The organism is Luteimonas panaciterrae (assembly GCF_020511115.1).
Lineage (GTDB): Bacteria > Pseudomonadota > Gammaproteobacteria > Xanthomonadales > Xanthomonadaceae > Luteimonas > Luteimonas panaciterrae.
This window is the reverse complement of the sequence record NZ_JAJAVH010000007.1, coordinates 298,306-320,451: the sequence shown is the minus strand read 5'-3', so window position 1 is coordinate 320,451 and position 22,146 is coordinate 298,306. Positions and strand designations below refer to the sequence as shown.

Annotated in this window: 18 protein-coding genes; 8 read left to right on the top strand and 10 right to left on the bottom strand. The window is 64.8% G+C overall.

Going from position 1 to position 22,146, the window contains the following annotated elements; translation table 11 throughout:
* Positions 1-23: 23 nt before the first annotated feature.
* Positions 24-1,697 carry a GMC family oxidoreductase gene (locus LG367_RS09545; RefSeq protein WP_226469008.1) on the bottom strand — a complete coding sequence of 558 codons (1,674 nt, stop codon included), beginning with the start codon at positions 1,695-1,697 and terminating at the stop codon, positions 24-26.
* 123 nt (positions 1,698-1,820) lie between these two features.
* Here LG367_RS09545 and LG367_RS09540 point away from each other — a divergent pair, with 123 nt between their 5' ends.
* The 3 genes from LG367_RS09540 to LG367_RS09530 are packed head-to-tail and all read left to right on the top strand — an operon-like array spanning position 1,821 to position 4,445.
* Positions 1,821-3,182: an NTP/NDP exchange transporter gene (locus LG367_RS09540; protein WP_226469007.1), complete on the top strand. Its 1,362-nt coding sequence runs from the start codon at positions 1,821-1,823 to the stop codon at positions 3,180-3,182.
* Positions 3,179-4,045 carry a metallophosphoesterase gene (locus tag LG367_RS09535; protein WP_226469006.1) on the top strand — a complete coding sequence of 289 codons (867 nt, stop codon included), beginning with the start codon at positions 3,179-3,181 and terminating at the stop codon, positions 4,043-4,045. The genes LG367_RS09540 and LG367_RS09535 overlap by 4 nt, the downstream gene beginning before the upstream one ends.
* A gap of 31 nt (positions 4,046-4,076) precedes the next feature.
* Entirely contained in the window at positions 4,077-4,445 is a 369-nt protein-coding gene (locus tag LG367_RS09530; protein ID WP_226469005.1) for a DUF1304 domain-containing protein, read from the top strand.
* 11 nt (positions 4,446-4,456) lie between these two features.
* Here LG367_RS09530 and LG367_RS09525 read toward each other — a convergent pair whose 3' ends face one another.
* The 3 genes from LG367_RS09525 to LG367_RS09515 form a co-directional block, all read right to left on the bottom strand.
* Positions 4,457-4,849, bottom strand: coding sequence for a hypothetical protein (locus LG367_RS09525; protein ID WP_226469004.1), 393 nt, complete (start codon positions 4,847-4,849; stop codon positions 4,457-4,459).
* A 4-nt stretch (positions 4,850-4,853) separates the two neighbouring features.
* Positions 4,854-5,333, bottom strand: a complete 480-nt coding sequence (locus LG367_RS09520; RefSeq protein ID WP_226469003.1) for a hotdog fold domain-containing protein — start codon at positions 5,331-5,333, stop codon at positions 4,854-4,856.
* A gap of 84 nt (positions 5,334-5,417) precedes the next feature.
* Positions 5,418-7,892, bottom strand: a complete 2,475-nt coding sequence (locus LG367_RS09515) for an acyl-CoA dehydrogenase (RefSeq protein ID WP_226469002.1) — start codon at positions 7,890-7,892, stop codon at positions 5,418-5,420.
* A 217-nt stretch (positions 7,893-8,109) separates the two neighbouring features.
* On the opposite strand from LG367_RS09515, the gene LG367_RS09510 reads away from it, so the two are divergent.
* On the top strand, positions 8,110-8,727 hold the full coding sequence (locus LG367_RS09510; protein ID WP_226469001.1) for a TetR/AcrR family transcriptional regulator: 618 nt from the start codon (positions 8,110-8,112) through the stop codon (positions 8,725-8,727).
* A gap of 9 nt (positions 8,728-8,736) precedes the next feature.
* A complete protein-coding gene (locus tag LG367_RS09505) occupies positions 8,737-10,515 on the top strand; it encodes a phosphoenolpyruvate carboxykinase (GTP) (RefSeq protein WP_226469000.1) in 1,779 nt (592 codons plus the stop codon).
* A gap of 125 nt (positions 10,516-10,640) precedes the next feature.
* Here LG367_RS09505 and LG367_RS09500 read toward each other — a convergent pair whose 3' ends face one another.
* From LG367_RS09500 to hslO, 3 genes are all read right to left on the bottom strand, one after another.
* Complete coding sequence (locus LG367_RS09500) at positions 10,641-13,505, bottom strand: TonB-dependent receptor plug domain-containing protein (RefSeq protein ID WP_226468999.1); 2,865 nt, start codon at positions 13,503-13,505, stop codon at positions 10,641-10,643.
* 368 nt (positions 13,506-13,873) lie between these two features.
* The gene (locus tag LG367_RS09495; RefSeq protein ID WP_226469266.1) at positions 13,874-14,701 is read right to left on the bottom strand and encodes an XOO1806 family protein; all 828 of its coding nucleotides are present in this window, start codon (positions 14,699-14,701) and stop codon (positions 13,874-13,876) included.
* 145 nt (positions 14,702-14,846) lie between these two features.
* A complete protein-coding gene (gene hslO, locus LG367_RS09490) occupies positions 14,847-15,794 on the bottom strand; it encodes an Hsp33 family molecular chaperone HslO (protein ID WP_226468998.1) in 948 nt (315 codons plus the stop codon).
* Positions 15,795-15,907: 113 nt separating this feature from the next.
* Here hslO and mtgA point away from each other — a divergent pair, with 113 nt between their 5' ends.
* From mtgA to LG367_RS09475, 3 genes are all read left to right on the top strand, one after another.
* On the top strand, positions 15,908-16,651 hold the full coding sequence (mtgA, locus tag LG367_RS09485; protein WP_226468997.1) for a monofunctional biosynthetic peptidoglycan transglycosylase: 744 nt from the start codon (positions 15,908-15,910) through the stop codon (positions 16,649-16,651).
* Between the two features lie 65 nt (positions 16,652-16,716).
* Positions 16,717-17,736, top strand: coding sequence for a glycosyltransferase family 2 protein (locus tag LG367_RS09480; RefSeq protein WP_226468996.1), 1,020 nt, complete (start codon positions 16,717-16,719; stop codon positions 17,734-17,736).
* Positions 17,696-18,124 (top strand): CBS domain-containing protein, encoded by a 429-nt coding sequence (locus tag LG367_RS09475; protein WP_226468995.1) that lies wholly within the window; start codon positions 17,696-17,698, stop codon positions 18,122-18,124. The genes LG367_RS09480 and LG367_RS09475 overlap by 41 nt, the downstream gene beginning before the upstream one ends.
* Positions 18,125-18,157: 33 nt before the next feature.
* Here LG367_RS09475 and LG367_RS09470 read toward each other — a convergent pair whose 3' ends face one another.
* The 3 genes from LG367_RS09470 to LG367_RS09460 form a co-directional block, all read right to left on the bottom strand.
* Positions 18,158-20,119, bottom strand: a complete 1,962-nt coding sequence (locus tag LG367_RS09470; protein ID WP_226468994.1) for an AsmA family protein — start codon at positions 20,117-20,119, stop codon at positions 18,158-18,160.
* A 207-nt stretch (positions 20,120-20,326) separates the two neighbouring features.
* Positions 20,327-21,901 carry an XVIPCD domain-containing protein gene (locus LG367_RS09465; RefSeq protein WP_226468993.1) on the bottom strand — a complete coding sequence of 525 codons (1,575 nt, stop codon included), beginning with the start codon at positions 21,899-21,901 and terminating at the stop codon, positions 20,327-20,329.
* Positions 21,898-22,038: a hypothetical protein gene (locus LG367_RS09460; RefSeq protein WP_226468992.1), complete on the bottom strand. Its 141-nt coding sequence runs from the start codon at positions 22,036-22,038 to the stop codon at positions 21,898-21,900. Before LG367_RS09460 ends, LG367_RS09465 begins: the two co-directional genes overlap by 4 nt.
* Positions 22,039-22,146: the final 108 nt, after the last annotated feature.

Below are 22,146 nucleotides of genomic sequence, written 5' to 3'. Positions count from 1 at the left end.
GAGATTCATCCGAGGCGAACCAATCAGGCCGTCACCACATCCACCACGGGCCGGGCGTCTTGCCTGGCTTCGGAAGAGCGTCCCGCATCCGATCGCAGCTTGCCGCGAATCAGATCGGACGCACGCTCCGCGATCATGATCGTCGGCGCGTTGGTGTTGCCGCCGATCAGAGCCGGCATCACCGAGGCGTCGATCACGCGCAGGGCGTCGACACCGCGCACGCGCAGTTCCGGATCGACCACCGAGGCGTCGTCGCTGCCCATGCGGCAGCTGCCGACCGGGTGGTAGACGGTTTCCGCCTTGGCGCGGATGAAAGCCACCAGTTCGTCGTCGGAAAGGTCGTTGCGGGTCGGGAAGATCGGCGCGCCGCGATACGGATCGAAGGCCTTCTGCGCGAACACCTCGCGCGAGACCTTGGCACATTCCACCATCATCTTCAGGTCGAAGCCTTCGGCGTCGCTGAGGTAGTTGGCCTCGATGCGTGCCTTGTCGGCGGGGTTCGCACTGGCGAGCGTGATGCGGCCGCGGCTGCGCGGGCGCAGGAAGCAGGCATGCACGGTGTAGCCGTCGCCCTTGAGGCGGTGGCGGCCGTGGTCGTCGAGCATCGCCGGGATGAAGTGGAACTGGATGTCCGGCCGCGCATCGGGTGCGAGATGCGAACGCACGAAGCCGCCGGCCTCGGCGAGGTTGCTGCTGCCGGGACCGGAGTGTCCGTGCAGGAAATAGCGGTAGGCCGTGCCCACCTCGCTGGCACGGTCGTAGCTGACGTGATCTTGCGTGCAATGCTGCAGGGTGCTGACGTCGAGATGGTCCTGCAGATTGGCGCCGACCCCTGCGACATCGACGGTGACGCCGATGCCGTGCCGGCGCAGTTCCTGCGCCGGGCCAATCCCCGAGAGCATCAACAGCTGCGGCGAATTGATCGCGCCGCCCGACAGCAGCACCTCGCGCGTGGCACGCACCTGCACCTCGCGACCGCGCAGGCGGCAGGCGACGCCGACGGCGCGGCCGCCCTCGATCAGCACGCGCTGCACCAGCGCGCCGGTTTCCAGCGTGAAGTTCGCGCGTGCCTTGGCCGGTTCGAGATAGGCCACGGCCGTGGAGCAGCGCATGCCGTCGCGCTGCGTCACCTGGTACAGGCCGACACCGAGCTGGTTGGCGCCGTTGAAGTCGGCGTTGGGCGAGAACCCGGCCTGCTGCGCTGCGTCGATGAACACCTGCGAGAGCGGATTGACGTAGCGCAGATCGGACACCGACAGCGGACCGTTGCCGCCATGCCACGTATCGCCGCCGCGGCTGTTGCCTTCGCTGCGCTTGAAGTAGGGCAGCACCGCGTCCCAATGCCAGCCCTGCGCGCCGAGCGCCGCCCACTCGTCGTAATCGGCGTGCGCGCCGCGGATGTAGCACATGGCATTGATCGAACTGGAGCCGCCCAGCACCTTGCCGCGCGGCCACCACAGCTGGCGGTTGTCGAGCTGTGCTTCGGGCGCGGTGTTGTAGTCCCAGTTGATGCCCTTGCGGCCGACCAGCTTGGCCAGGCCGGCCGGCATGTGGATGAACGGGTTCCAGTCGCGGCCGCCGGCTTCCAGCAGCAGCACGCGCACGTCCGGATCTTCGCTGAGACGGTTGGCCAGTACGCAACCGGCGGAGCCGGCGCCGACGATGATGTAGTCGTAGGTCGTGGGAGATTCGGACATGCGGCGGAAAGTAGGCCGCGCAGGTAGAGCATATGCTCTTGTTGCGATGCACAACTAGCACATGTCATCGACATCGGCTAACGTGCCGCAGCGCAGCATGCGATCCACGAACCCGGTGCCTGCTTGAACGCCACTAGCGCCACCCAACGAATCGGACGTTTCCGTGCGGCGCTCGCCGCTTCGCCGCCGCTGGTGTGGGCTTTCCTCTATTTCTTCTGTCTGCTGAGCGGCTATTACGTGCTGCGTCCGGTGCGCGAGGCGATGGGCGCATCCAATGACGTGAAGGCGATCTTCCCGCCCTGGATGATCGATTTCTTCGCCGCGCGCGGCATGCCGCTGAAGGAGTTCACGCTGCAGGTGCTGTTTACCTGCACCTTCCTGATCATGCTGCTGTTGCAGCCGGCCTATGGCGCGCTGGTCAGCCGTTATCCGCGTCGCGTGTTCCTGCCGGTGGTGTACGGCTTCTTCATCGTCACGCTGCTGCTGTTCTATCTCGCCTTCAACAGCGGCATGCCGGGGCGGGGCATGGCGTTCTTCCTCTGGATCACCGTGTTCAACCTGTTCGCGGTGGCGGTGTTCTGGAGCTTCATGGCGGATGTCTTCAGCAACGTCGAGGCGCGCAGCTACTACGGCTACATCGGCGCGGCCGGCACGCTGGGCGCGCTGACGGGGCCGGCACTGACCAGCACGCTGGTGCAACGCATCGGGATCGCCAACCTGATGCTGGTCTCGGCCGGTTTCCTCACCATCTGCGTGGTGTGCGTGCTGCGCCTGCGCTGGACGGCGGTGGCGCGCGAGCAGGAACGCAAACTGGCCAGCGGCGAGGTGCCGATGGGCGGCGACGTGCTCGCCGGCCTGAAGCTGATCGCGCGCGAGCCGCTACTGCGCTGGCTCGCGGTGCTGACGATCTTCGGCGTAGGTGTCGGCACCTTGCTCTACAACGAGCAGGCGGCGATCGTGCGGCGCTTGTTCACCGATCCGGCGATGAGCACGGGTTATTACGCGAAGATCGATCTGGTGGTGAACGGGTTGACGCTGATCGTCCAATTGCTCGCCACGCGCTGGCTGCTCTCGCGTTTCGGGATCAAACCGGCGCTGCTGATTCCCGGTTTCGCGATCATGCTCGGATTCGCGGCGCTGGCCGCATCGCCGTTGCCGCTGATGGTGGCGATCGTGCAGATCATCACGCGTGCCAGCGAGTTCTCGCTCGCCAAGCCGGCGCGCGAGACCATCTACACGCGCGTCGGCCGCGAATGGCGTTACAAGGCAGGCGCCGCCATCGACACGGTGATCTATCGCGGCGGCGACCTGACCTTCGTCTGGGTGCACAAAGTGTTGTCCGCCTTCGGCTCCAACGTGGTCTTCGGCGTGGGTCTGCTGGTAGCCGGGGGCATGACCTTCGGTGCGTGGCGGTTGCTGCGCGAGGAATCCAAGCTGCCTTCCGAGCGAACTTCCGACGCCGCGACGAAGTCATCAGAAGCATGAGACAGAAGTTAGCGCCGCTGCTGCGCCGCTGGCGTTATCCGATTCTGGTGCTGTTGCTGGCGATGTCCAGTGTCGCCGTCTGGGGGTTCGTGATCGAGCCGGGACAATTGGTCGAACGCGACTATGCGCTGACGCCATCGAATTGGCCGGCATCCTGCGACGAGCTGCGCCTCGACGTGATTTCGGACACGCACACAGGCTCCCCGCGCAACGGTGTGGATAATCTCGACCGCATCGTGCAGCGCCTGATTGCCAGCGACTCGCAGGCGGTGCTCATGGCCGGCGACTACGTGATCCTCAGCGTCTTCATGGGCACCTACGTGCCGGCCGACCAGTTCGCCGCGCATCTGAAGCCGTTGACCGCGCGCAAGCCGGTCTATGCCGTGCTCGGCAATCACGACTGGTGGAAAAATGGTGGTCAGGTGCGCAGGGCGCTCGAATCGGCCGGCGTGGTGGTGCTGGAAAATCAGGCGCGCGAGCTGCAGCTCGGGCAATGCAGGTTCTGGCTCGCAGGCATCGGCGATTTCTGGGAAGGCCATCCGCAAGTCGCCGCGACCTTCTCGACTATTCGCGACGACGCGCCGGTGATCGTGCTCACCCACAATCCCGATCTCTTTCCGCAGATCCCGTCGCGCGCATCGCTGACGATCGCCGGCCACACCCACGGCGGGCAGGTGAAATTGCCGTTGATCGGCACGCCGATCGTGCCCGCGGACCATCGTTACGTCAGCGGTCTGATCGTCGAGGGCAACCGCCAGCTGTTCGTCACGACGGGCATCGGTACCAGCATCATGCCGATCCGCCTGGGCGTGCCGCCGGAAATTTCGCGGTTGACGCTGCGTAGCGGGGCGACTTCGCCGTAAGCTGGGCGCTCTGCTCAGGGGAGATGCCGGGATGTCGTGGATTGCCGTCGCACTGGTCGTACTGGTCGCCTTGCTGCACCTGTATTTCCTGGTGCTGGAAATGTTCCTGTGGACCAAGCCGCCCGGGCTGAAAGTGTTCCGCAACACGCCGGAGAAGGCGGAGATCACGCGCGTGCTGGCCGCGAACCAGGGCCTTTACAACGGATTCCTCGCGGCTGGCTTGCTGTGGGGATTGTGCAGCGGACAGCGCGACGTGCAGCTGTTCTTCCTGGGCTGCGTGGTTGTGGCCGCTCTGTACGGCGCCTACAGCGTCAACAAGCGCATTTTCTACGTGCAGGGTGTGCCGGCATTGCTGGCGATCGCTGCGGTGTTGTGGTTGGGCGGTGGGTACCCGGCCTGATCGCGTAAGAGTCAGACGAAGAGCGGCGCCGCGAACAGCACGGCGCCCAGCACGAAAAGTGCGGTCAATGCGTGTACCAGCGGCCGGTTGATACGCAGGAACACGAACTGCTCGATGGTCCGCCCCACCCAGAACAGTGACATGAACACCAGCACGGCGCGTCCGAGCAGCGTCTCATGCAATTCGCGGGTGAAGGCGAAGCACAGCACGCCGATGCCGAGGAAGACGTAGATCAGCCGCAGATTGAGGATCTGCGTGATGGCGCGCGTGGCTAAGCTGGCGCGCTGCGGGTCGCGGCTCCAATCAGGCAATTTCCAGTCGAACAGCTTCCAGAACGCGAGATGGAACACGGCGAAGCCGAAGCTGTGCAGGCCACAGAGCTGGACCAGCAGGTCCGGAGACATGACGTCAGCTGCCGCGCGCCGGTTTCGGCGACACCCACATCGAGATGCGTGCCTTGAACACCGCATCGCCTTGCGGATCGGTGACCACGATATTCATCGGCAATTCGTAGCCCTCCGCCGATTCACGTGGCGGGAATTCCGGCGTCGCCACCGCGCGCTGCGTGCCGACGGCCTTCTTCAGATATTCCACGGTCATGCCCTTGGGAATCCAGCGCATCGAGGCGGGAATGCTGACGTCGGTGGTCAGCCCGCCGACGAATTCGGCCAGGTTGCACAACGCGATCGCATGCACGGTGCCCAGATGGTTGGTGACGCGCCGGCGATGCGTGATGGTGGCTTCGCCGCGATTGGGTTCGAGCACGGTCATGCGCGGCGAGATGCTGCTGAAGTAGGGCGCCTTCACGCAGATCAGCCGTGAGAACAGCCAGTGGCCCGCGGGCCAGCGGCTGATGCGGCGATATAGGGACAGGACGGACGCGGACATGGAATCCTCCTAGAACAACGGCGAGCCGAGGCTCGCCGTTGTGGGTGTCTACTCGGACCTGCGATCCGACGATCGCGCGGCCGGTTATGCCGCCTCGCGCGAAGGCTGCGGTTGCTTGCGGTCGTAGTAGGTGGCCGCGCGCAGTTCGTGCGGATCGAAGTCGTCGACCGTGATCGTGTCGAGCGTGATCGCACGCAGTTCTTCCAGCTGCTTGCGCTCGTCGGCCGTGATCCAGCCTTCGCGCACGCCCTCGTCGAGTTGCTGGGTGAACTCCAGCGCCTCGATATCGCTGTTCTTCAGCGCCTTGAGGAACTTGCGCTCCACCGGTTCGGCCAGCACGGCCTTGGCGAGATAGCTGTCGATGCGGCCAGCCGGGTTGTTCTCGCACGGGGTGAGGAACACGCCGTTGCCGAGGCGGTCGCGTGCTTCGTTCGGCGCCATCAGCAGGGCGGCGACGCGGTGGCCGAGGCGATCGCTCGGCGCCTGCGCGCGGCGTCCCCACGGGAACACCAGCGCCCACAGCAGCCAGCCGACCGGACGGATCGGGAAGTTGCGCAGCGCGCCCGACAGCGCCAGTTCGATCTTGTGCACGGCGTCGTGGAAAGCCCAGGCCAGCAGCGGCTGGTCGGCGACCGGCGCGCCTTCGTCGTGGTAGCGCTTGAGCATGGCGCTGGTGATGTAGAGGTTGCTGAGCACATCACCCAGGCGACCCGACAGCGATTCCTTGAACTTCAGCTTGCCGCCGAGCAGCAGCATCGACACGTCGGCGATCAGCGCCAGGTTGGCGGAGTAGCGATCGAGCTTGCGGAAATAACGGCGCGTGTAGTCGTCGCCCGGTGCCGAACCGATCTTCGCGGCGGTCAGGCCGAACCAGAACGAACGCACGGCGTTGGAGATGGCGAAGCCGATGTGGCCGAACAGGCTGCGGTCGAACTCGGCGAGCCCGGCTTTCACGTCGGTGTTCTGCGCCGCCTTCATTTCCTTCAGCACCCACGGATGGCACAGGATCGCGCCCTGGCCGAAGATCAGCAGGCTGCGCGTCATGATGTTGGCGCCTTCCACGGTGATCGCGATCGGCGCCGCCTGCCAGGCGCGGCCGGCGAAGTTGCGCGGGCCGAGGATGATGCCCTTGCCGCCGAGCACGTCCATGATGTCGGACGAGAGTTCGCGGCCCATCGAGGTGCAGTGATACTTGGCGATCGCCGACGGCACCGCCGGCTTCTCGCCGCGATCGACCGCCATCGCCGTGGCCTGCGCCAGTGCGCTGGCCGTGTAGGCCTTGCCGCCGATGCGGGCGAGTGCTTCCTCGACGCCTTCGAAGCGGCCGACCGACAGGCCGAACTGCTTGCGGATGCGCGCGTAGGCACCGGTGACGACCGCGCCCATCTTGCCGCCGCCGCTGGCGGTGGAGGGCAGGGTGATGGAGCGGCCGATCGACAGACACTCGTTGAGCATCAGCCAGCCCTTGCCGGCGAATTCCTCACCGCCGATCAGCTGCGACAGCGGCACGAACACATCGCGGCCGCGGATCGGGCCGTTCTGGAAGGTGGAATTGAGCGGGAAATGGCGACGGCCGATTTCAACGCCGGCGGTATCGCGCGGCACCAGCGCCAGCGAGATGCCGACGTCGCGCTTGTCGCCGATCAGGCCGTCCGGATCGTACAGACGGAACGCCAGGCCGATCAGCGTCGCCACCGGGGCGAGCGTGATGTAGCGCTTGTCGAAGGTGAGGCGCACGCCGAGCACCTGCGCGCCGTTCCACTCGCCCTTGCAGACGATGCCGTAGTCGGGGATGGACGTGGCGTCGGAGCCGGCGAACGGACCGGTCAGGCCGAAGCAGGGCACTTCACGGCCGTCGGCCAGACGCGGCAGGTAGTAGTCCTTCTGTTCCTTCGTGCCGTAGTGCATCAGCAGTTCGCCCGGGCCGAGCGAATTGGGCACGCCGACGGTGGAGCTGAGCACGCTCGACACCGAAGCCAGCTTCTGGATCACCTTGTGGTGCGCCAGCGCCGAGAAGCCGAGACCGCCGTATTCCTTCGGGATGATCATGCCGAAGAACTTGTGCTTCTTGATGTATTCCCAGGTCTCCGGCGGCAGGTCGGCCAGGATGTGGGTGATTTCCCAATCGTTGGTGTGCTTGCACAGTTCTTCCACCGGGCCGTCGAGGAAGGCCTGCTCCTCGGCGGTGAGCTGCGCCTTCGGTTGCGAGAGCAGCTGCTTCCAGTCCGGATCGCCGGAGAACAGCTCGCCTTCGAAACCGACCGAGCCGGTTTCCAGCGCGATGCGCTCGGTCTGCGACAGCGGTGGCAGCACCTTGCGGTAACCCTTCAGCAGGGGCGCGGTGATCAGCGCCTTGCGGATCGGCGGCAGCAGTAGCGGCACCGCGATCAGTGCGACCAGCGCGGCGGCCACGATCACGGCCGTCTGGTTGACGCCGAGCAGCCAGCAAGCCACCAGCAGAGTGGCGGTGATCGCGGCCCAGTACGCCAGACGCAGGCGATGGTAGGCGGCGAATGCGCCCACGAGAAGGAAAGCGAGGAAGGGAAGCGCGATGCTCATCTGTGCACTCCGGGAACTACTTAGAAGGAGAGACTAGGCCGTGTCGGGTTACCGTGGCGCGACCGCTGGTATTACCATACGGCCTAGTATGGAGTAGTATTTTTTGAGTTGTCAATCGAAGTTCTGGCGAAGTCCGATAAGGCCCGATAGGGCCCGGGAATGAACGCGGATTCATGAACGATACTTTTCCGTGCCTCTGCGTATGGTTACACTGCCCATGATGACGACCGCCACCGATACGGCCCCGGTTGCCGAAAAACCGGAACGCAAAGGGCGCCTCAGCGCCGAGGACTGGGCCCAGGCTGCTCTTCACCTGATCGCCGAGCAGGGCGTCGCCGCCGTGGCGGTGGAGCCGCTCGCGCGGCGCCTCGGAGTAACGAAGGGCAGCTTCTACTGGCACTTCCCCTCGCGCGACGCGCTGCTGCAGGCGGCGCTCGAACGCTGGGAAAGCATCGAGCAGCAGTCCGTCTTCGGCATGCTCGAAGCCGTCCCGGACCCGCGCCAGCGCCTGCGCGACCTCTTTCAGATGGTCGCCCACGAGGTCACCTCCCACATCATCTTCAGCGCGCTGCTCAAAGCGCTGGATCATCCGATCGTGCGACCGGTGATGGAACGCGTCTCACAACGGCGCCTGGACTACCTCACCGCTTCGTTCCGCCAGGCCGGACTGACCCGCAGCGACGCCCAGCACCGGGCGCGCCTTGTCTACGCCGCATACGTGGGCTTTCTACAGCTGCAACTACAGTTGCAGCAGGCCAAGCCGCCACGTGAAGAATTGGAAGCCTATGTCGAGCACATGATGGCCGTGGTGATTCCCCCGAAATCCCAAACCTGAGAACTCGTAATGAATGCCGCGATCGCCCCGTCGAATCCCTCCCCCAGTTCGCTCGAGGCGCTCAATGACTGGGTCCAGTCCGTCGCCGGACTGACCCGGCCGGATCGCATCCACTGGTGTGACGGCAGCGATGCCGAATACGCCGCGCTCCTGAAGCAGATGCAGGCCGACGGTACTCTGCTGCCGCTCAATGCCGACACCCATCCGGGCAGCTGGCTGCACCGCTCGCATCCGGACGACGTGGCGCGCGTGGAGCACCTCACCTTCGTCTGCCACGAAAACGAGGAAGACGCCGGCCCCAACAATCACTGGATGGCGCCGGCCGAAGCCCACGCCAAGATCGACGCCCTGTTCGACGGCTGCATGCGCGGCCGCACCATGTACGTGATCCCGTACTGCATGGGCCCGATCGACTCGCCGCTGGCGCGCTGCGGCGTGGAGATCACCGACTCGCCTTACGTCGTCGCCAACATGCGCATCATGACGCGCATGGGCGCGGACGCGCTGGCGCGGATCGAGCGTGAGGAGAGTTTCGTGCGTGGACTGCATTCGATCGGCGAGCTCGATCCCGAGCGCCGCTACATCATGCATTTCCCGGAAGAACTCACCATCAAGTCCTACGGCTCCGGCTACGGCGGCAACGCACTGCTCGGCAAGAAATGCCATGCGCTGCGCATCGCCTCGCATCAGGCGCGCAACGAGGGCTGGCTGGCCGAGCACATGCTGATCGTCGGCATCGAGAATCCGCAAGGTGAAGTGCATTACATCGCCGCCGCCTTCCCGAGCGCCTGCGGCAAGACCAATCTGGCGATGCTGATTCCGCCGGAGAGCTATCGCGAGCGTGGCTGGAAGGTCTGGACTGTCGGCGACGACATCTGCTGGATGCGCCCCGGCGCGGATGGCCGCCTGTACGCGATCAATCCTGAGGCCGGTTACTTCGGCGTCGCGCCCGGCACCGGCGCCAACTCCAATCCCAATGCGCTGGCCAGCATCCAGCGCGACACCATCTTCACCAACGTCGCCACGACCGCCGACAACCAGCCGTGGTGGGAAGGTCTCGACGACCGCGTTCCCGCCAAGGATTGGCAAGGCCGCGATTACAAAGCCGACAACGGCCCGGCCGCGCACCCCAACTCACGCTTCACGGTGAGCGCGAAGCAGTGCCCGTCGTACTCGCCGCATGCCGAGGCCGCGCAGGGCGTGCCGATCTCGGCGATCGTCTTCGGCGGCCGCCGCGCCTCGCTCGTGCCGCTGGTGTTCGAAGCGCGCGACTGGACGCACGGCGTGCTGGTCGGTGCCTCGATGGGCTCCGAGACCACGGCCGCCGCCACCGGCCAGGTCGGCGTGATGCGCCGCGACCCGATGGCGATGAAACCTTTCTGCGGCTACAACTTCGCCGACTACTTCGCCCACTGGCTGTCGTTCGACAAGCCGGGCGCGAAGTTGCCGAAGGTCTTCCACGTCAACTGGTTCCGCAAGGGCGACGGCGGCAAGTTCCTGTGGCCCGGCTTCGGCGACAACCTGCGCGTGCTGGAGTGGATGATCGGCCGCGTGAAGGGCGAGGCCGGTGCGGTCGATACGCCGATCGGCGCGCTGCCGGCTGTCGCGGATCTCAACCTGGATGGCGTCGAGTTGAGCGACGAGGCGAAGGAAAAGCTCTTTGCCATGGATCGCCAGGGCTGGCGCGAGGAACTCGTCAGCATCGGCCGGTACCTCGAAGATTACGGCACGCGCATGCCGCGGACATTGCATGCGGAGCAGGCCAGGATTCTGCAAGGCCTCAGCTGATTCTCCGGTGCGGCGCGTCTCGCCGCATCCTTGCGTCCAGGATCAGACCCACAAAAAACTACGGCCCCGAGAGGGGCCGTAGTTCTTGTTGCAGGTTGCGATCGATCATTGCAGGTTGCGATCGATCAGAAGCGCTGGGTGTACTTCATGTACACGAAGCGACCGATGTCGAAACCACCGTACGTGCCGAAGTCCGAGTTCGGGCTGGTGTACATGTATGTGCCCTCGTGGTCGAACACGTTGTTGGCACCGAGCGCGATCGTGGCGTTCCAAGGCGCGTTGTAGCGGAACTGCACGTCGTTGAACGTATTGGCGCCAGTGGTGCGGGTCGGCGATGCACCGGTGTAAGGCGACACGAAGTCCGGCTTGTCGCATTCGCCATCGTAAGCGCACGCTTCCTTCAGGCCCGAGTAGTAACGCACAGCCCAGTTCACGCCGAAATCCTGATAGCTCCAGTCGACACTCAGGTTGGAGCGGGTACGGAAATAGGCGGTGCTGTCGACGCTCCAGCTGTTCTTCTGCTCGACCGGCGTGGAAGCTTCGTTGTCGCGCTTGAACTCGTTGTAGTCCACATACGAGGTCTTCCAGTCGATGACGAAGTTGCCGAAGCTGGTTTCCGGCAGGCGGTAATGCACACCGAAATCGAAGCCGGCGGTTTCCATGTAACCGGCGTTGGTCGTGGTGAGAACGGCGTTCTGTACCTCACCGGTGACCGGATCGCGGATGAAGTCGTCGCAACGCGAGGCGATACCCAGCACGTAGCAGGCGTTCAGCACCGAGGTGGCGGTTTCGAACTGGATCACGTTCTCGATCTTGATCTTCCACCAGTCGAGGCTCAGGTCCAGGCCCTCAACGAAGTGCGGGCTGTAGACCACGCCGACGGTGAAGCTCTTCGACTCTTCCGGTTGCAGATCGGGATTCGAGGTGAGCACGAACGGCACGTTGCCCTGCGAGTTCGGGGTCGGTGCCGGGTCGCCACCCGCGGCGATCTGGCGATAACCGGCAGGCACGCCCGGACCGGCGCCGGCGCCCAGGCAGTTCGCCGAACCGGCGGCGGAACCGAACAGGGTGTCGCACGGGTCGGTGTAGAACTCGAAGCTCTGCGAGGAGCCGCCGAACATGTCGTTCAACGACGGCGCGCGGAAGCCGGTGCCGTAGGTGCCGCGCACCAGCAGGTCTTCGATCGGACGCCATTTCACGCCGAACTTGCTGTTGGTGGTGTTACCGAAGGTGTCGTAGTCCGAGAAGCGGCCGGCCACGTCGACCGACAGTTCCTTGGCGAACGGCTTGTCGGCCAGGATCGGAACATTGAACTCCAGGTAGAACTCGTCGAGCGAGTAGCCGCCCTGCGTCACGCCGCCAGCCAGGTCGGTGTTCTGACCGGCCTGCTTCATCGCATCCGGTTCGAAGCGGGCGTCTTCCTTGCGGTGCTCGTAACCGGCGGCCATGGTCAGGTCGCCTGCGGGCAGGGTGGCCAGAGCGCCGCTCAGGTTGAGGCTGTAGATGTGGGTCGTGGTCTCGGAGGTGTCATGCGTCGGCAGGAACAGGTAGTTCTGCAGCGCCTGATTGCCGGTGAGTCCACCGGGGCCGGCCTGGCCATAGCCCAGCGCGGGATTCCACGGGGTGCAGTTGTCGGGATCATTCACGCAGCGCAGCGTGCCGTTCTCGTCCACGAAGGTGGCACCCAGGGCGTTGGCGGCACGCTGGAGCACCAGGTTGCCCGTGCTCGTCTGCACACCCTTGTTCTGGTTGTAGACGTAGCCGACATCCCAGTTCCAGCCCTTGTCGCCGATGTCGAACGCGCCTTCCAGGCCCGCGCTGAAGCGGTAGGTGGTCAGCTCGTTGTTGGTCTGACGCGGGACCTCGGAGGTGCGGCGAATGAAGTCGGCATCTTCGCCGAACGGGTTGTAGGCGTTGTCCGCCGACCACGACAGACCGAAGTCAGACGCGCCGAAGGGATAGCCGGCGATCTGCTGCAGGGTTTCGCGATGCGTGTAGAGGACATCGGCCTTCGCGCGCACCTTGTCGGTGATGTCGAAGCTGCCGTTGGCGAAGACCGAGCGACGCTCGATTCCGGTACGCAGGAACATGTACTGGTTGGCGTTGGTGCGGTCACCGTCAACGCCGGTGCCGAAAGCATGATAATTCGCCGGATCGCTGGGATCGGCGCCCGGATTGAGCACCCACTGATCGCCGTTGGCCAGGATGATGCGGCCCTTGTCGGTATTGCCGCTGAAACCATCCTGACGGTGCCAGGGGCCATTGGGATAGGCGGAGAAGTCACGGTCGCGTGCATACACCGGATCTTCCTTGGTGTATTCGGCACCGAACAGGACCGAGCTGCGCTCGCCGGTGCTGCCGACGACGAAGTTGTAGGTCTGGACCTGGCCGTCGCCTTCGCCGTACTGGCCGACGTAGCCGCTGGCTTCCAGGCCGTCGAAGTTCTTGCGGGTGATGATGTTGATCACGCCGGCGATGGCGTCGGAGCCGTAGATGGCGGAGGCGCCATCGGTCAGCACTTCGATGCGCTCGATCGCGGAGGTTGGGACCGAGGCCAGATCCGAGAAGCCGGAGGACGTGACGCCCATGCGCTTGCCGTCAAGCAGTACCAGGGTGCGTTCCGCACCGAGATTGCGCAGATCGACGTACTGGCCGCCAACGTTCTCACCCGAGGCGAGGGCATTCGAGCGGCTGATCGCCGGCGAACCGGTGGTGGTGATGTTCTGCAGGATGTCGCCGACGCTGGTGAAGCCCTGCTTCTGGATCTCTTCGCGGCTCATCACGATGACCGGGTTGGCGGTCTCGATGCTGGCCTGACGAATGCGCGAACCGGTGACCTCGATGCGGTCGAGTTCGGTCGGCTGGCTCTGATCTGCCGGGGCAGCGGTGGCTTCCTGGGCAGCGGCAATGCCGATGCCACCGAAACCGGTGACACCCGCGACGAGCGCATAAGCGATCGCGTCGCGCAGCTTGTTGGTCTTAAAAGTCATTTCTCTCTCCGTGGAGGGGTTAACCCAATGCAAAAACCACGCCGATGGCAGCAAATTGCCGTCCAAATGCGGTATGGCCGGCCGATAGTAGAAGCCGGGGGGAGAGAATTAAAGTGTTGTTAACGTTTCGGAAGAAACCTTCATGTAAGTGAATGAAGGCGGAAAAGTGCCTGATGCAATGCAAAGCATGCGCTTCTTCACATTTTTGCGAGTAAAAGCTCTGGAATCAGGCTGGATGTGACGTGTAACGCCACTGTAACGCCGGTAAGCATTGCTTAACGCATGCTGACAGAAGGGTCGAGGTAGGGAACGAGCGCCGCAGCGTGTCGGGCGATGCAGAGGACCGTGATGTCTCTCTAGAGATCTGGTTACAGATCCTGCTCGTAGCGGACGTAGGGCACCGCGCCCTCGTCCTGCTTGGCATCGGTATTGGGCGAGAACGGATTCTTGCCGCGCGTGATCAGATTGTCGGCACCGACGGTGAGCTGTCCGCTCCAGGGTGTGCGCCAGGTCAGGCCGAGGCCGATACCTTCCCATTTCGGCTGGCCGGGCGTGTCGACGACGCGGCCGATGATGTTGGCGCTGAACGCGCCGTAGCCGCCACCGATCGACAGCGAGCGGCTGCTCCACTGGTCGGAGATGCCGAAGTTGGAAGCTTCCGCCGGCGAAAGCAGACGGGCCTTCGCGACCGTGCCGGCGATTTCGACAACGCCTTCGCCGCCGATGGTTTTCTGCGCGAAGACGGTGAGATCGTTGACGTCCACCTGCGCGGTGCCGCGTCCACCGGACAGCCAGGTTGGCAGGGTGTCGCGGCCGGTGCCGGCGCTCAGGCCGATACGGTTGCCGTCGCGGGTGAGCGCGGCCGTGGCGCTGGTGCGATGGCTGGTGCCGTCGTCATTGAGCGTGGCGAGCATGCAGTTGTTGGCGAGGCTGCCGATCGCGGCGGCCAGGCCGCTGCGGCGATCGCACAGCAATCCGAGCGAATCGCCCGCATTCAGACCGAATGCGGCATCGAGCGAATTGCCGCCGAAATGCCAGCGACCGCCGTTCTGGGGGACGCTGGTGGGTTCGAGCAGGAGATAGCCCTGCAATTTGCCGCTGGCATGATCCAGGACCGGCAGTACAGCGCTTTTGTCGCTGCGATCCGCCGGTTTTTCCTGCGCGTACGCGCCCGTGGCCACGCCTAGGGCGAGCAGCAGGGCACACGACAGTCGAGCGAAATCGCGAAACATTGGTTAAAAACCGACCCCATTCCCAGGCAGGAAGTTCCCCCGTACAGGCGCTTCCGACTCTATTCGATTTATGGTTCTTTAACAATCCCCCTTGGGGGCCCCTGTCTAGCTACTGTAGCCGTTCCGGTGCCTCCATTGGATGCTCACGGGATGTGAACAGGGCGTCGATGTCGGCCGGGGCGAACAGATAGGTTTGGCCGCAGAACTCGCAGCGGACAGTGGCGCTGCCATCGATCACGGCGGCACGGGCCTCCTCGGCTCCCAGCGACTGCAGCATCGAGGCGACCCGCTCGCGCGAGCAGGAGCAGGCGAAGCGCAGCGGCTTGGCGCCCAGCAGGGCCGGTGTTTCCTCGTGGAACAGGCGCCGCAGCAGGGTCTCGGCCGGGACCGAGAGCAGTTCGTTGGGGCCGAGCGTGTCGAACAGGGCCCCGACCCGGGTCCAGCCGTCGTCGTCGCCGGCGTCGCCCGGCAGCTTCTGCAGCATCAGCCCGGCGGCGCGGATCTCGCCGCGCGGATGGCGCGGCTCGGGGTCGGCGGCCAGCAGCAGACGCGTGGGCAACTGCTCGGATTGCACGAAATATTGTTCGAAGGCGCCGGACAGCGCGTCCGACGACAACGCCACGATGCCCTGGTAGCGCATCGGGTCGCGCCCGGCGGCACCGTGGTTCTCGATGGTGATCGCCAGCACCGCTTCGGGGCCGAACGTGCGCAGGTCGCGCGAAACCGGCCTGCTGTCGCCCTCGGCCAGCTGCGCGATGCCGCGTAGCGTGCCGGCGGCCGTGCACTCGGCGAACAGTGTGCGAAGCGGGCCGTCTCCGCGCAGTTGCACGGAAAGACGGCCGTCCACCTTGGCATGCCCGGTGAACAGCGCCGCCGCCGCCGCGGCTTCGCCGAGCAGTTCGGCCACGGCCAGCGGATAGTGGTCGCGGCTGCGGATCTGCGCCCAGGTGTCGGTGAGCGAGACGTGCACGCCGCGGACGCCGGCGTGTTCGAGCAGGAATCGGAGCAGCCGATCATCGGCGGCCGGCGCGGTTGGGTTGTCGGTGATCGAAGGCATCAGGCGTTGTCGTGCATCCAGCATCGCAGAATAATGCTGTCCGGTGATTTTGGGGATGCGATGAGAATGGGGATGGCGTCCAGGCCGGACAAGGCATACGCGCGATGCGGGACATGAGCGCAAACGATGGCGCGGCCCGTTTCACGGCGCCCACGCGCTCGCGGCGTCGCTGGCTGCATTGGCTGTGGAAGCTGCCGCTGATTCTGCTTGTGCTCAGCGTGCTGCAGGTGCTGGTGCTGCGCGTCATCGATCCGCCGTTCTCGATGTTCATGGCCGCGCGGCAGCTGCAGGCCTGGGGCGAAGGGGATTTCCGTTTCGGCGTCGCCTACGACTGGCGTGATCTCGACGAGATCGCGCCCAGCCTGCCGGCGTCGCTGGTGGCGGCCGAGGATCAGAATTTCGCCAACCACAACGGCTTCGATTTCAAGGCGATCGAGAAAGCGCGCGCCAACAACGCGCGCGGCCGCAAGGTGCGCGGCGCCAGCACGATCAGCCAGCAGTTGGCGAAGAACCTGTTCCTGTGGAGCGGGCGAAGCTGGGTGCGCAAGGGCGTCGAGGCCTGGTACACGGTGCTGATCGAGGCCTTGTGGCCGAAGCGGCGCATCCTCGAGGTCTACGCCAACGTGGCCGAGTTCGGTGACGGCATCTACGGCGCGCAGGCGGCGGCGCGCAGTTTCTGGGGCAAGGACGCGGCGCGGCTGACCCCGGCCGAAAGCGCGCGCCTGGCGGCGGTATTGCCGAACCCGAAGCGCTACAGCGCCGCCCGTCCGGGGCCATACGTGCAGCGGCGCGCGGCGTGGATTCAGCGCAATGTGCAGCGGATCGGCGGCAGTGGTTATGTAAAGGGGCTCGACTAAGTTCCTGCGTATCGCGGTGCCGGCCGGATTGGTCGGCGACAGGTGCCAGCTTGTACGATGGCGGCATGCCCCGAGACCTGCTCACCGTCGTCGTCGCCGCCTTCAACGAGGCCGACGCGCTGCCCGTCCTGCATCCACGCATCGCCGCGGCGCTCGATGCGCTGGAGGGCGTGGAAGGGCGCGTGCTGTACATCGACGACGGCAGCCGTGACGGGACGTGGACGATCCTGCAGGGCATCGCCAACGGGGATGCACGCGTGTCGCTGCTGCGGCTGTCGCGCAACTTCGGCAAGGAAGCGGCGCTGACCGCCGGTCTCGACCATGTCGTGGAGGGCGCGGCGATCATCCTCGACGCCGATGGCCAGGACCCGCCGGAGCTGATCCCGCAATTCGTCGCCAAATGGCGCGAGGGCTACGACGACGTGCATGGCACGCGCACCGTGCGCGAGGGCGAGACCTGGGTAAAGAAAACCACGGCCCACGCCTTCTATCGCGTGATGGGACGGCTGTCGAAGACACCGATCCCCACCGATACCGGCGATTTCCGCCTGCTCTCGCCGCGCGCACTGGCGGCGCTGCGGCAGCTGCGCGAGCGGCACCGGTTCATGAAGGGCCTGTTCGGCTGGATCGGTTTCGAGCAGGTTGCGATTCCCTATCAGCGCGAGGCGCGCCTGGCCGGGCACAGCAAGTTCAACCTGTGGCGGTTGTGGAACTTCGCGCTCGAGGGGGTCACCAGTTTCTCGACCGCGCCGTTACGTCTGGCGACGTATCTTGGCGTGGCCACGGCCCTGATCGCCTTTCTCTATGCCATCTGGATCGTGGCCAAGGCCCTGCTGTGGGGCGACCGGGTCGCGGGCTGGCCGACGATGATGGCGGTGATCCTGTTCCTCGGCGGCGTGCAACTGGTCGCGCTCGGCATGATCGGCGAGTACCTCGGCCGGTTGTACGAAGAATCGAAACAGCGGCCGCTGTATCTGGTTGACTGCTGGCACCCGGCGGCGAGAGTATCTTCGGAAGCAGCACCATCGGTGGAGGAGCGATCCCATGCATACCGTACGTCAGCTGTTGGAGGCGAAGGCGCCTGACATCTTCGCGATCGACCCGGACGCACCGGTGATCGACGCGATCCGCCTGATGGCCGAGAAGCGCATCGGCTCGTTGCTGGTGCTGCGGCAGGGGCGACTGGCCGGCATCCTGTCCGAGCGCGATTACGCACGCAAGATCGTGCTGCAAGGACGCTCCTCGTCGGATACACCGGTGCGCGACATCATGACCGCGGACGTGATCACCGTCGGCCCCGGCGACAGCGCCGATTTCTGCATGCGGCTGGTGACGGAGAAACGCATCCGCCATCTGCCGGTGCTGGAAGGCGATCGCGTGCTCGGCGTGATTTCGATCGGCGATCTGGTGAAGGCGGTGATCGAGGATCAGCAATTGCAGCTGGATCAATTGCAAAGATATATTGCGGGGTGATCGCTGTTCCTTCTCCCTCCGGGAGAAGGAAAGCTATTTCACGGATAGTTTCCCGCTGCAATCCACATCCTTGCCGCCGCCCAATTCGGTCGTCGCCAGCAATGCCGCGGGCGGCGCGATCAATCCCAGCCCGATCGCCGCGGCGCCACGCAGGCCGATCCGCATGTAGTCCGGCTTGAAGGTCGGATTCTTGAAAGTGCCGCGAACATAAAGTGGCGCACGCAACGACAGCAGGCTGCGCACCTTCGGCTTCGGTCGCATGATCAGATCGAGCGTTTCGTCGCGCAAGCTGATGTTGCCGGTGCCGGTGACCACGGTGTCGGTAGTGTCGAACGCCAGTGCGCGCGTCGTCATCACGCCGTCGCGCACCGCGAAATCGCCGTAGGCGCAGCGGATCGGAATGGGTTTATCGCCCGAGAGCTTGGTGCGCAACGCGCCGCCCAGGTTCAAGCCGGCCAGCTTCATCAGCAGCTTGCTGATCTGGCCCTGGCCCATGCCCATAGTGATGTCGCCATCGGCATTGCCCAGCATCTTCGCGATCGAGTTGCCGCGTGTGTCGAGCGCGAACTTGCCGCCGACCTTGCCCATCGCGTCCTCGGCCAGTTTCGCGTCCGGCATCAATCTGGCCAGGTTGAGCCCGCGCGCGATGACGTCGGCACGCGTGCGGATCGCGGCCTCGCGCGCGTTCATGCGGATGCGCGAACGGATGTCACCACCGGCGACACCGAAGTTCAGCGGATCGAGCCGCAGCACGCCATCGTCGAGGAACAAGTGCGCATCCATGTCGTCGATCGGCAGCGACGGTGCGTTGATGCGTTGCGCCTTCAGCGTGACATCGGCGTCCATCGTGCGCAGCTTGTCGAGCTGATAGGGCGTGTCGGGAAGCAGGCGCGAGGAAGCGGCCTGTTTCGTCGCCAGCGCCTGCAGTTCGGGATTGGTCGACTCCTTGCCCTTGGCCTGCGGCGCGCCGCCGACGAAGCCGGCCAGATCGTCGAAATCCAGCCGCTTCGACAGCAGATTCGCGCGCAGGAACGGGCGCGGCCCGCCCGTGGCCACGCTCGCCGAGCCGGACAGATCGCTGTCACCGACCTTGCCGGTGAAGCCTTCGTACTTCCACAACTTTTTCTCGTGCTTCAGCCGTCCGTCGAGCGCGTAGGGCGGCGTTGGCGGAATGGCGACACCGATCAGTGGATAGAGATCGGCCAGATTCTTGCCGGCCAGCGCGAACTGCAGATCGAATCCTTCCAGCTGGAACGGATTGATCAGCTTGCCGCGTGCCCGCGCGCGCGTGGCGCCGGCCGTGGCGCTCAGGTTGATCGAATACGGCTGCTCGGTGTTCTGCAATTCCAGCGGCGACTCGGCGCGACCGCTCAGCGTGAAGCGGTTGTTGCTCCACTTGCCGCCGCCTTCGACGGTGATGGGCGGTGCCGCATCTTCGCGGCGCGGCTGCACGCTGGCGATCTTGACGTCGATGTCGGTCTTGCCGCGCGCATCGACGAAGCGCAGTTGACCATCGTCGATCCAGATGCGTTGCAGCTTCGGCACCTCGCCGCCGCCAGAGGTGCCGAACGTCCAGTTGTTCTCGCCCTTCGGCCCGGTTTCCAGCGCGATGCGTGGGCGCGCCAGACGAATTTCGGGAATGCGCACTTCGCGCCTGATGATCAATGGCCAGGGTTCGATGCGCAGTTCCAGCCGGTCGAGCGACGCCATCGTGGGCTGTTTCGACCACGCCGCGTTGCCCAGTTGCAGACCATCGGCCCGGATCGTGGTGACGCGGCCGAGATCGACGTCGAGATTGCCGGTGATGACGAAGCTGCGGCCGGTGAGCGTTTGTACCTGGCGTTCGACCGGTCCCTTGAACCAGTTCCAGTCCCAGATCAGGACTAGAACCAGCACCGCGATGGCCATGGTGACCAGCAAGGCAGCGAAAGCGCTCCACCAGGGATGCCTGGCGATCGGATTGCTGGCACGTGGCGTGGGCGAGGGTGTGGACATGCGGATTCTCTTCTCCGCCTGCCACCATTCCTCGCACCGGGTAAACCTAAGATGAAGGGGGCGTTTCGATTCTGATGAAGCGCCCTGATGAAGCGCCCTGATGAAGCGTCCCGATATCTCGTATCGAAGTCCACGACGCTTCTGGCCGTCAAGCCTCGGCAGGGAATCACGACACCGTCTCGCGGCGCCGCGATTCCCGCGAGGTGGTTATTGCACGATCCTGGACGGCTGCTGATGCTCCACGCTGGCGGCTTTGAACTCCTGCTGCTGTTGCGTCAGCGAGGCATGCAGCTTCACCAGAGTGTCTTCCGATGGCTGCTGCTTGGCTTCGGCGACGTTGACATGAGCGCGCAGCGAAGTGATGCCGTCTCCCTGCACGGCAAACAGGTTGCCCTTCTCGCCTGACATCACCTTGTCGATGGATGTCAGTCCCTCCTTGTGCGCTTCCAGCGCGAGCGACGCGGCGACATTGAGCATCTGTCCGCGACTGAGTTCGGGTGTCACGCTGATGCCGCGCATTCCGCCGATCGCCTGGAGATACAGCTTGGATTGCGCCTCATCGGGACTATCCGTCGGCGCCGGTCGTTGCGGCTGTGGCGGCTGCGCGAGCGCGGCCTGCCGGGCCTCGGCTTCCTGTTTCAACTGCTCCAGGCCCGTATGCCTCTGCACTACGATGTCGGGGAGCGCCTGCGGATTGGTGACAGGGTTGGTGACCGTGATCTTCCCATCCTGTCCGAGCTTGGAGACATCCAGCAACGCGGGATGGACGCCCAGCTGCCCGAAATCGATCTTGTATTCGCTTCTCTCGAGGTTGGCGTCCCTGACGATCTGGACCGGATCGGGATCTTGAAAGTTGGACATGTCGACGCCAACCAGTCCGCCTCCGTTGGACTGGGCCGCGCTCGCTGCCGCCAGGGCGGATTTGAATTGTGCCTCCTGTGCGTCTTCCCATTCCTGGATCTTGGTTCCGGTGGCTTCGGTCAGCGCGACGGATTCGATGCCGTGCACCATCGTCACTCCGTCCATCACGGCCTGATGTCTGTAGTTCAACAGCCCGTTGGTGCCGAAAGTGCCCGGCATCTTTTCCGGGTAGTAGCCCTTCATCGCTTCGACGTTTTCGGGTGTCCCAGGCAGGAAGCCGTGGTTGTTCAAGGTCAGCCCCGGCTTCATCTGGTACTCGCAGTTCGGGTGCGCTCCGTGGATCTCGATGAAATCCCGCATGCGTCCGGGATTGAATTGGTAGAGATTCTTGGGCGTCGGTTGCGTGCCCTCCGCCTTCAAGGCGGAAACCACGGCATTGAAACCGCCGATATGGGCCCGGGCCTCATCCTGGATCGTGTGATCGACCAGCTTCTTGACCGTGGCGGTGTAGTCATGCGGCTGCGGGCCGGCGGCGATTCCCTCGATTTCACGCTTGAGTCCTTCGCGGAAATTGACGCCCTTCAGGTTCAGCGCATGCTGGTTCTCATGCCCGAGCACGAAGATCAGCTCATTCTTGTCGTCCAGGGAGGTTTGCGGAACGGTGATCTTGTGCTCGACCACGCTGTGCGAAGCATAAGCACCGGGCTCGGCGGCCTCGTTCTTGAATCCGACGAGATAGCCGGCCTGCACGGAATCGACGAGCTTGCTCTTCAGCTCGGGCGAGGCGTTGATGGCCTCGCGCAACGGATCGCTGCCGAAGATCGGCATGCGGGTCGCGAACGGCAATGTGCTGCGGTATTCGGACAGCATCCGGTCCAGCGCCGCTTCGGCCTGGGCTCTTTCCATGCGGACGTTACTCATGGCATGGCTCCTTGGATGTCGGTGCTCCGTTCGACGGCGGCGGACGCGAGATCGTCCGCGTTGTGCGTCTTGGTGATCAGATCCAGAACGCGGGCGGCAATACCGTCCGCGGTGGTGGGGGGTTGCGAGTTATTCATGAGCGTCTCCTTGCGCGGTGGCACCGATGATCCGAAGCGAGTCCGAGGGATGCGGAAGCGGTCGTGCGAGTTGCCACAAATGCTTTCCGCATCACCTCCGGACGCGGG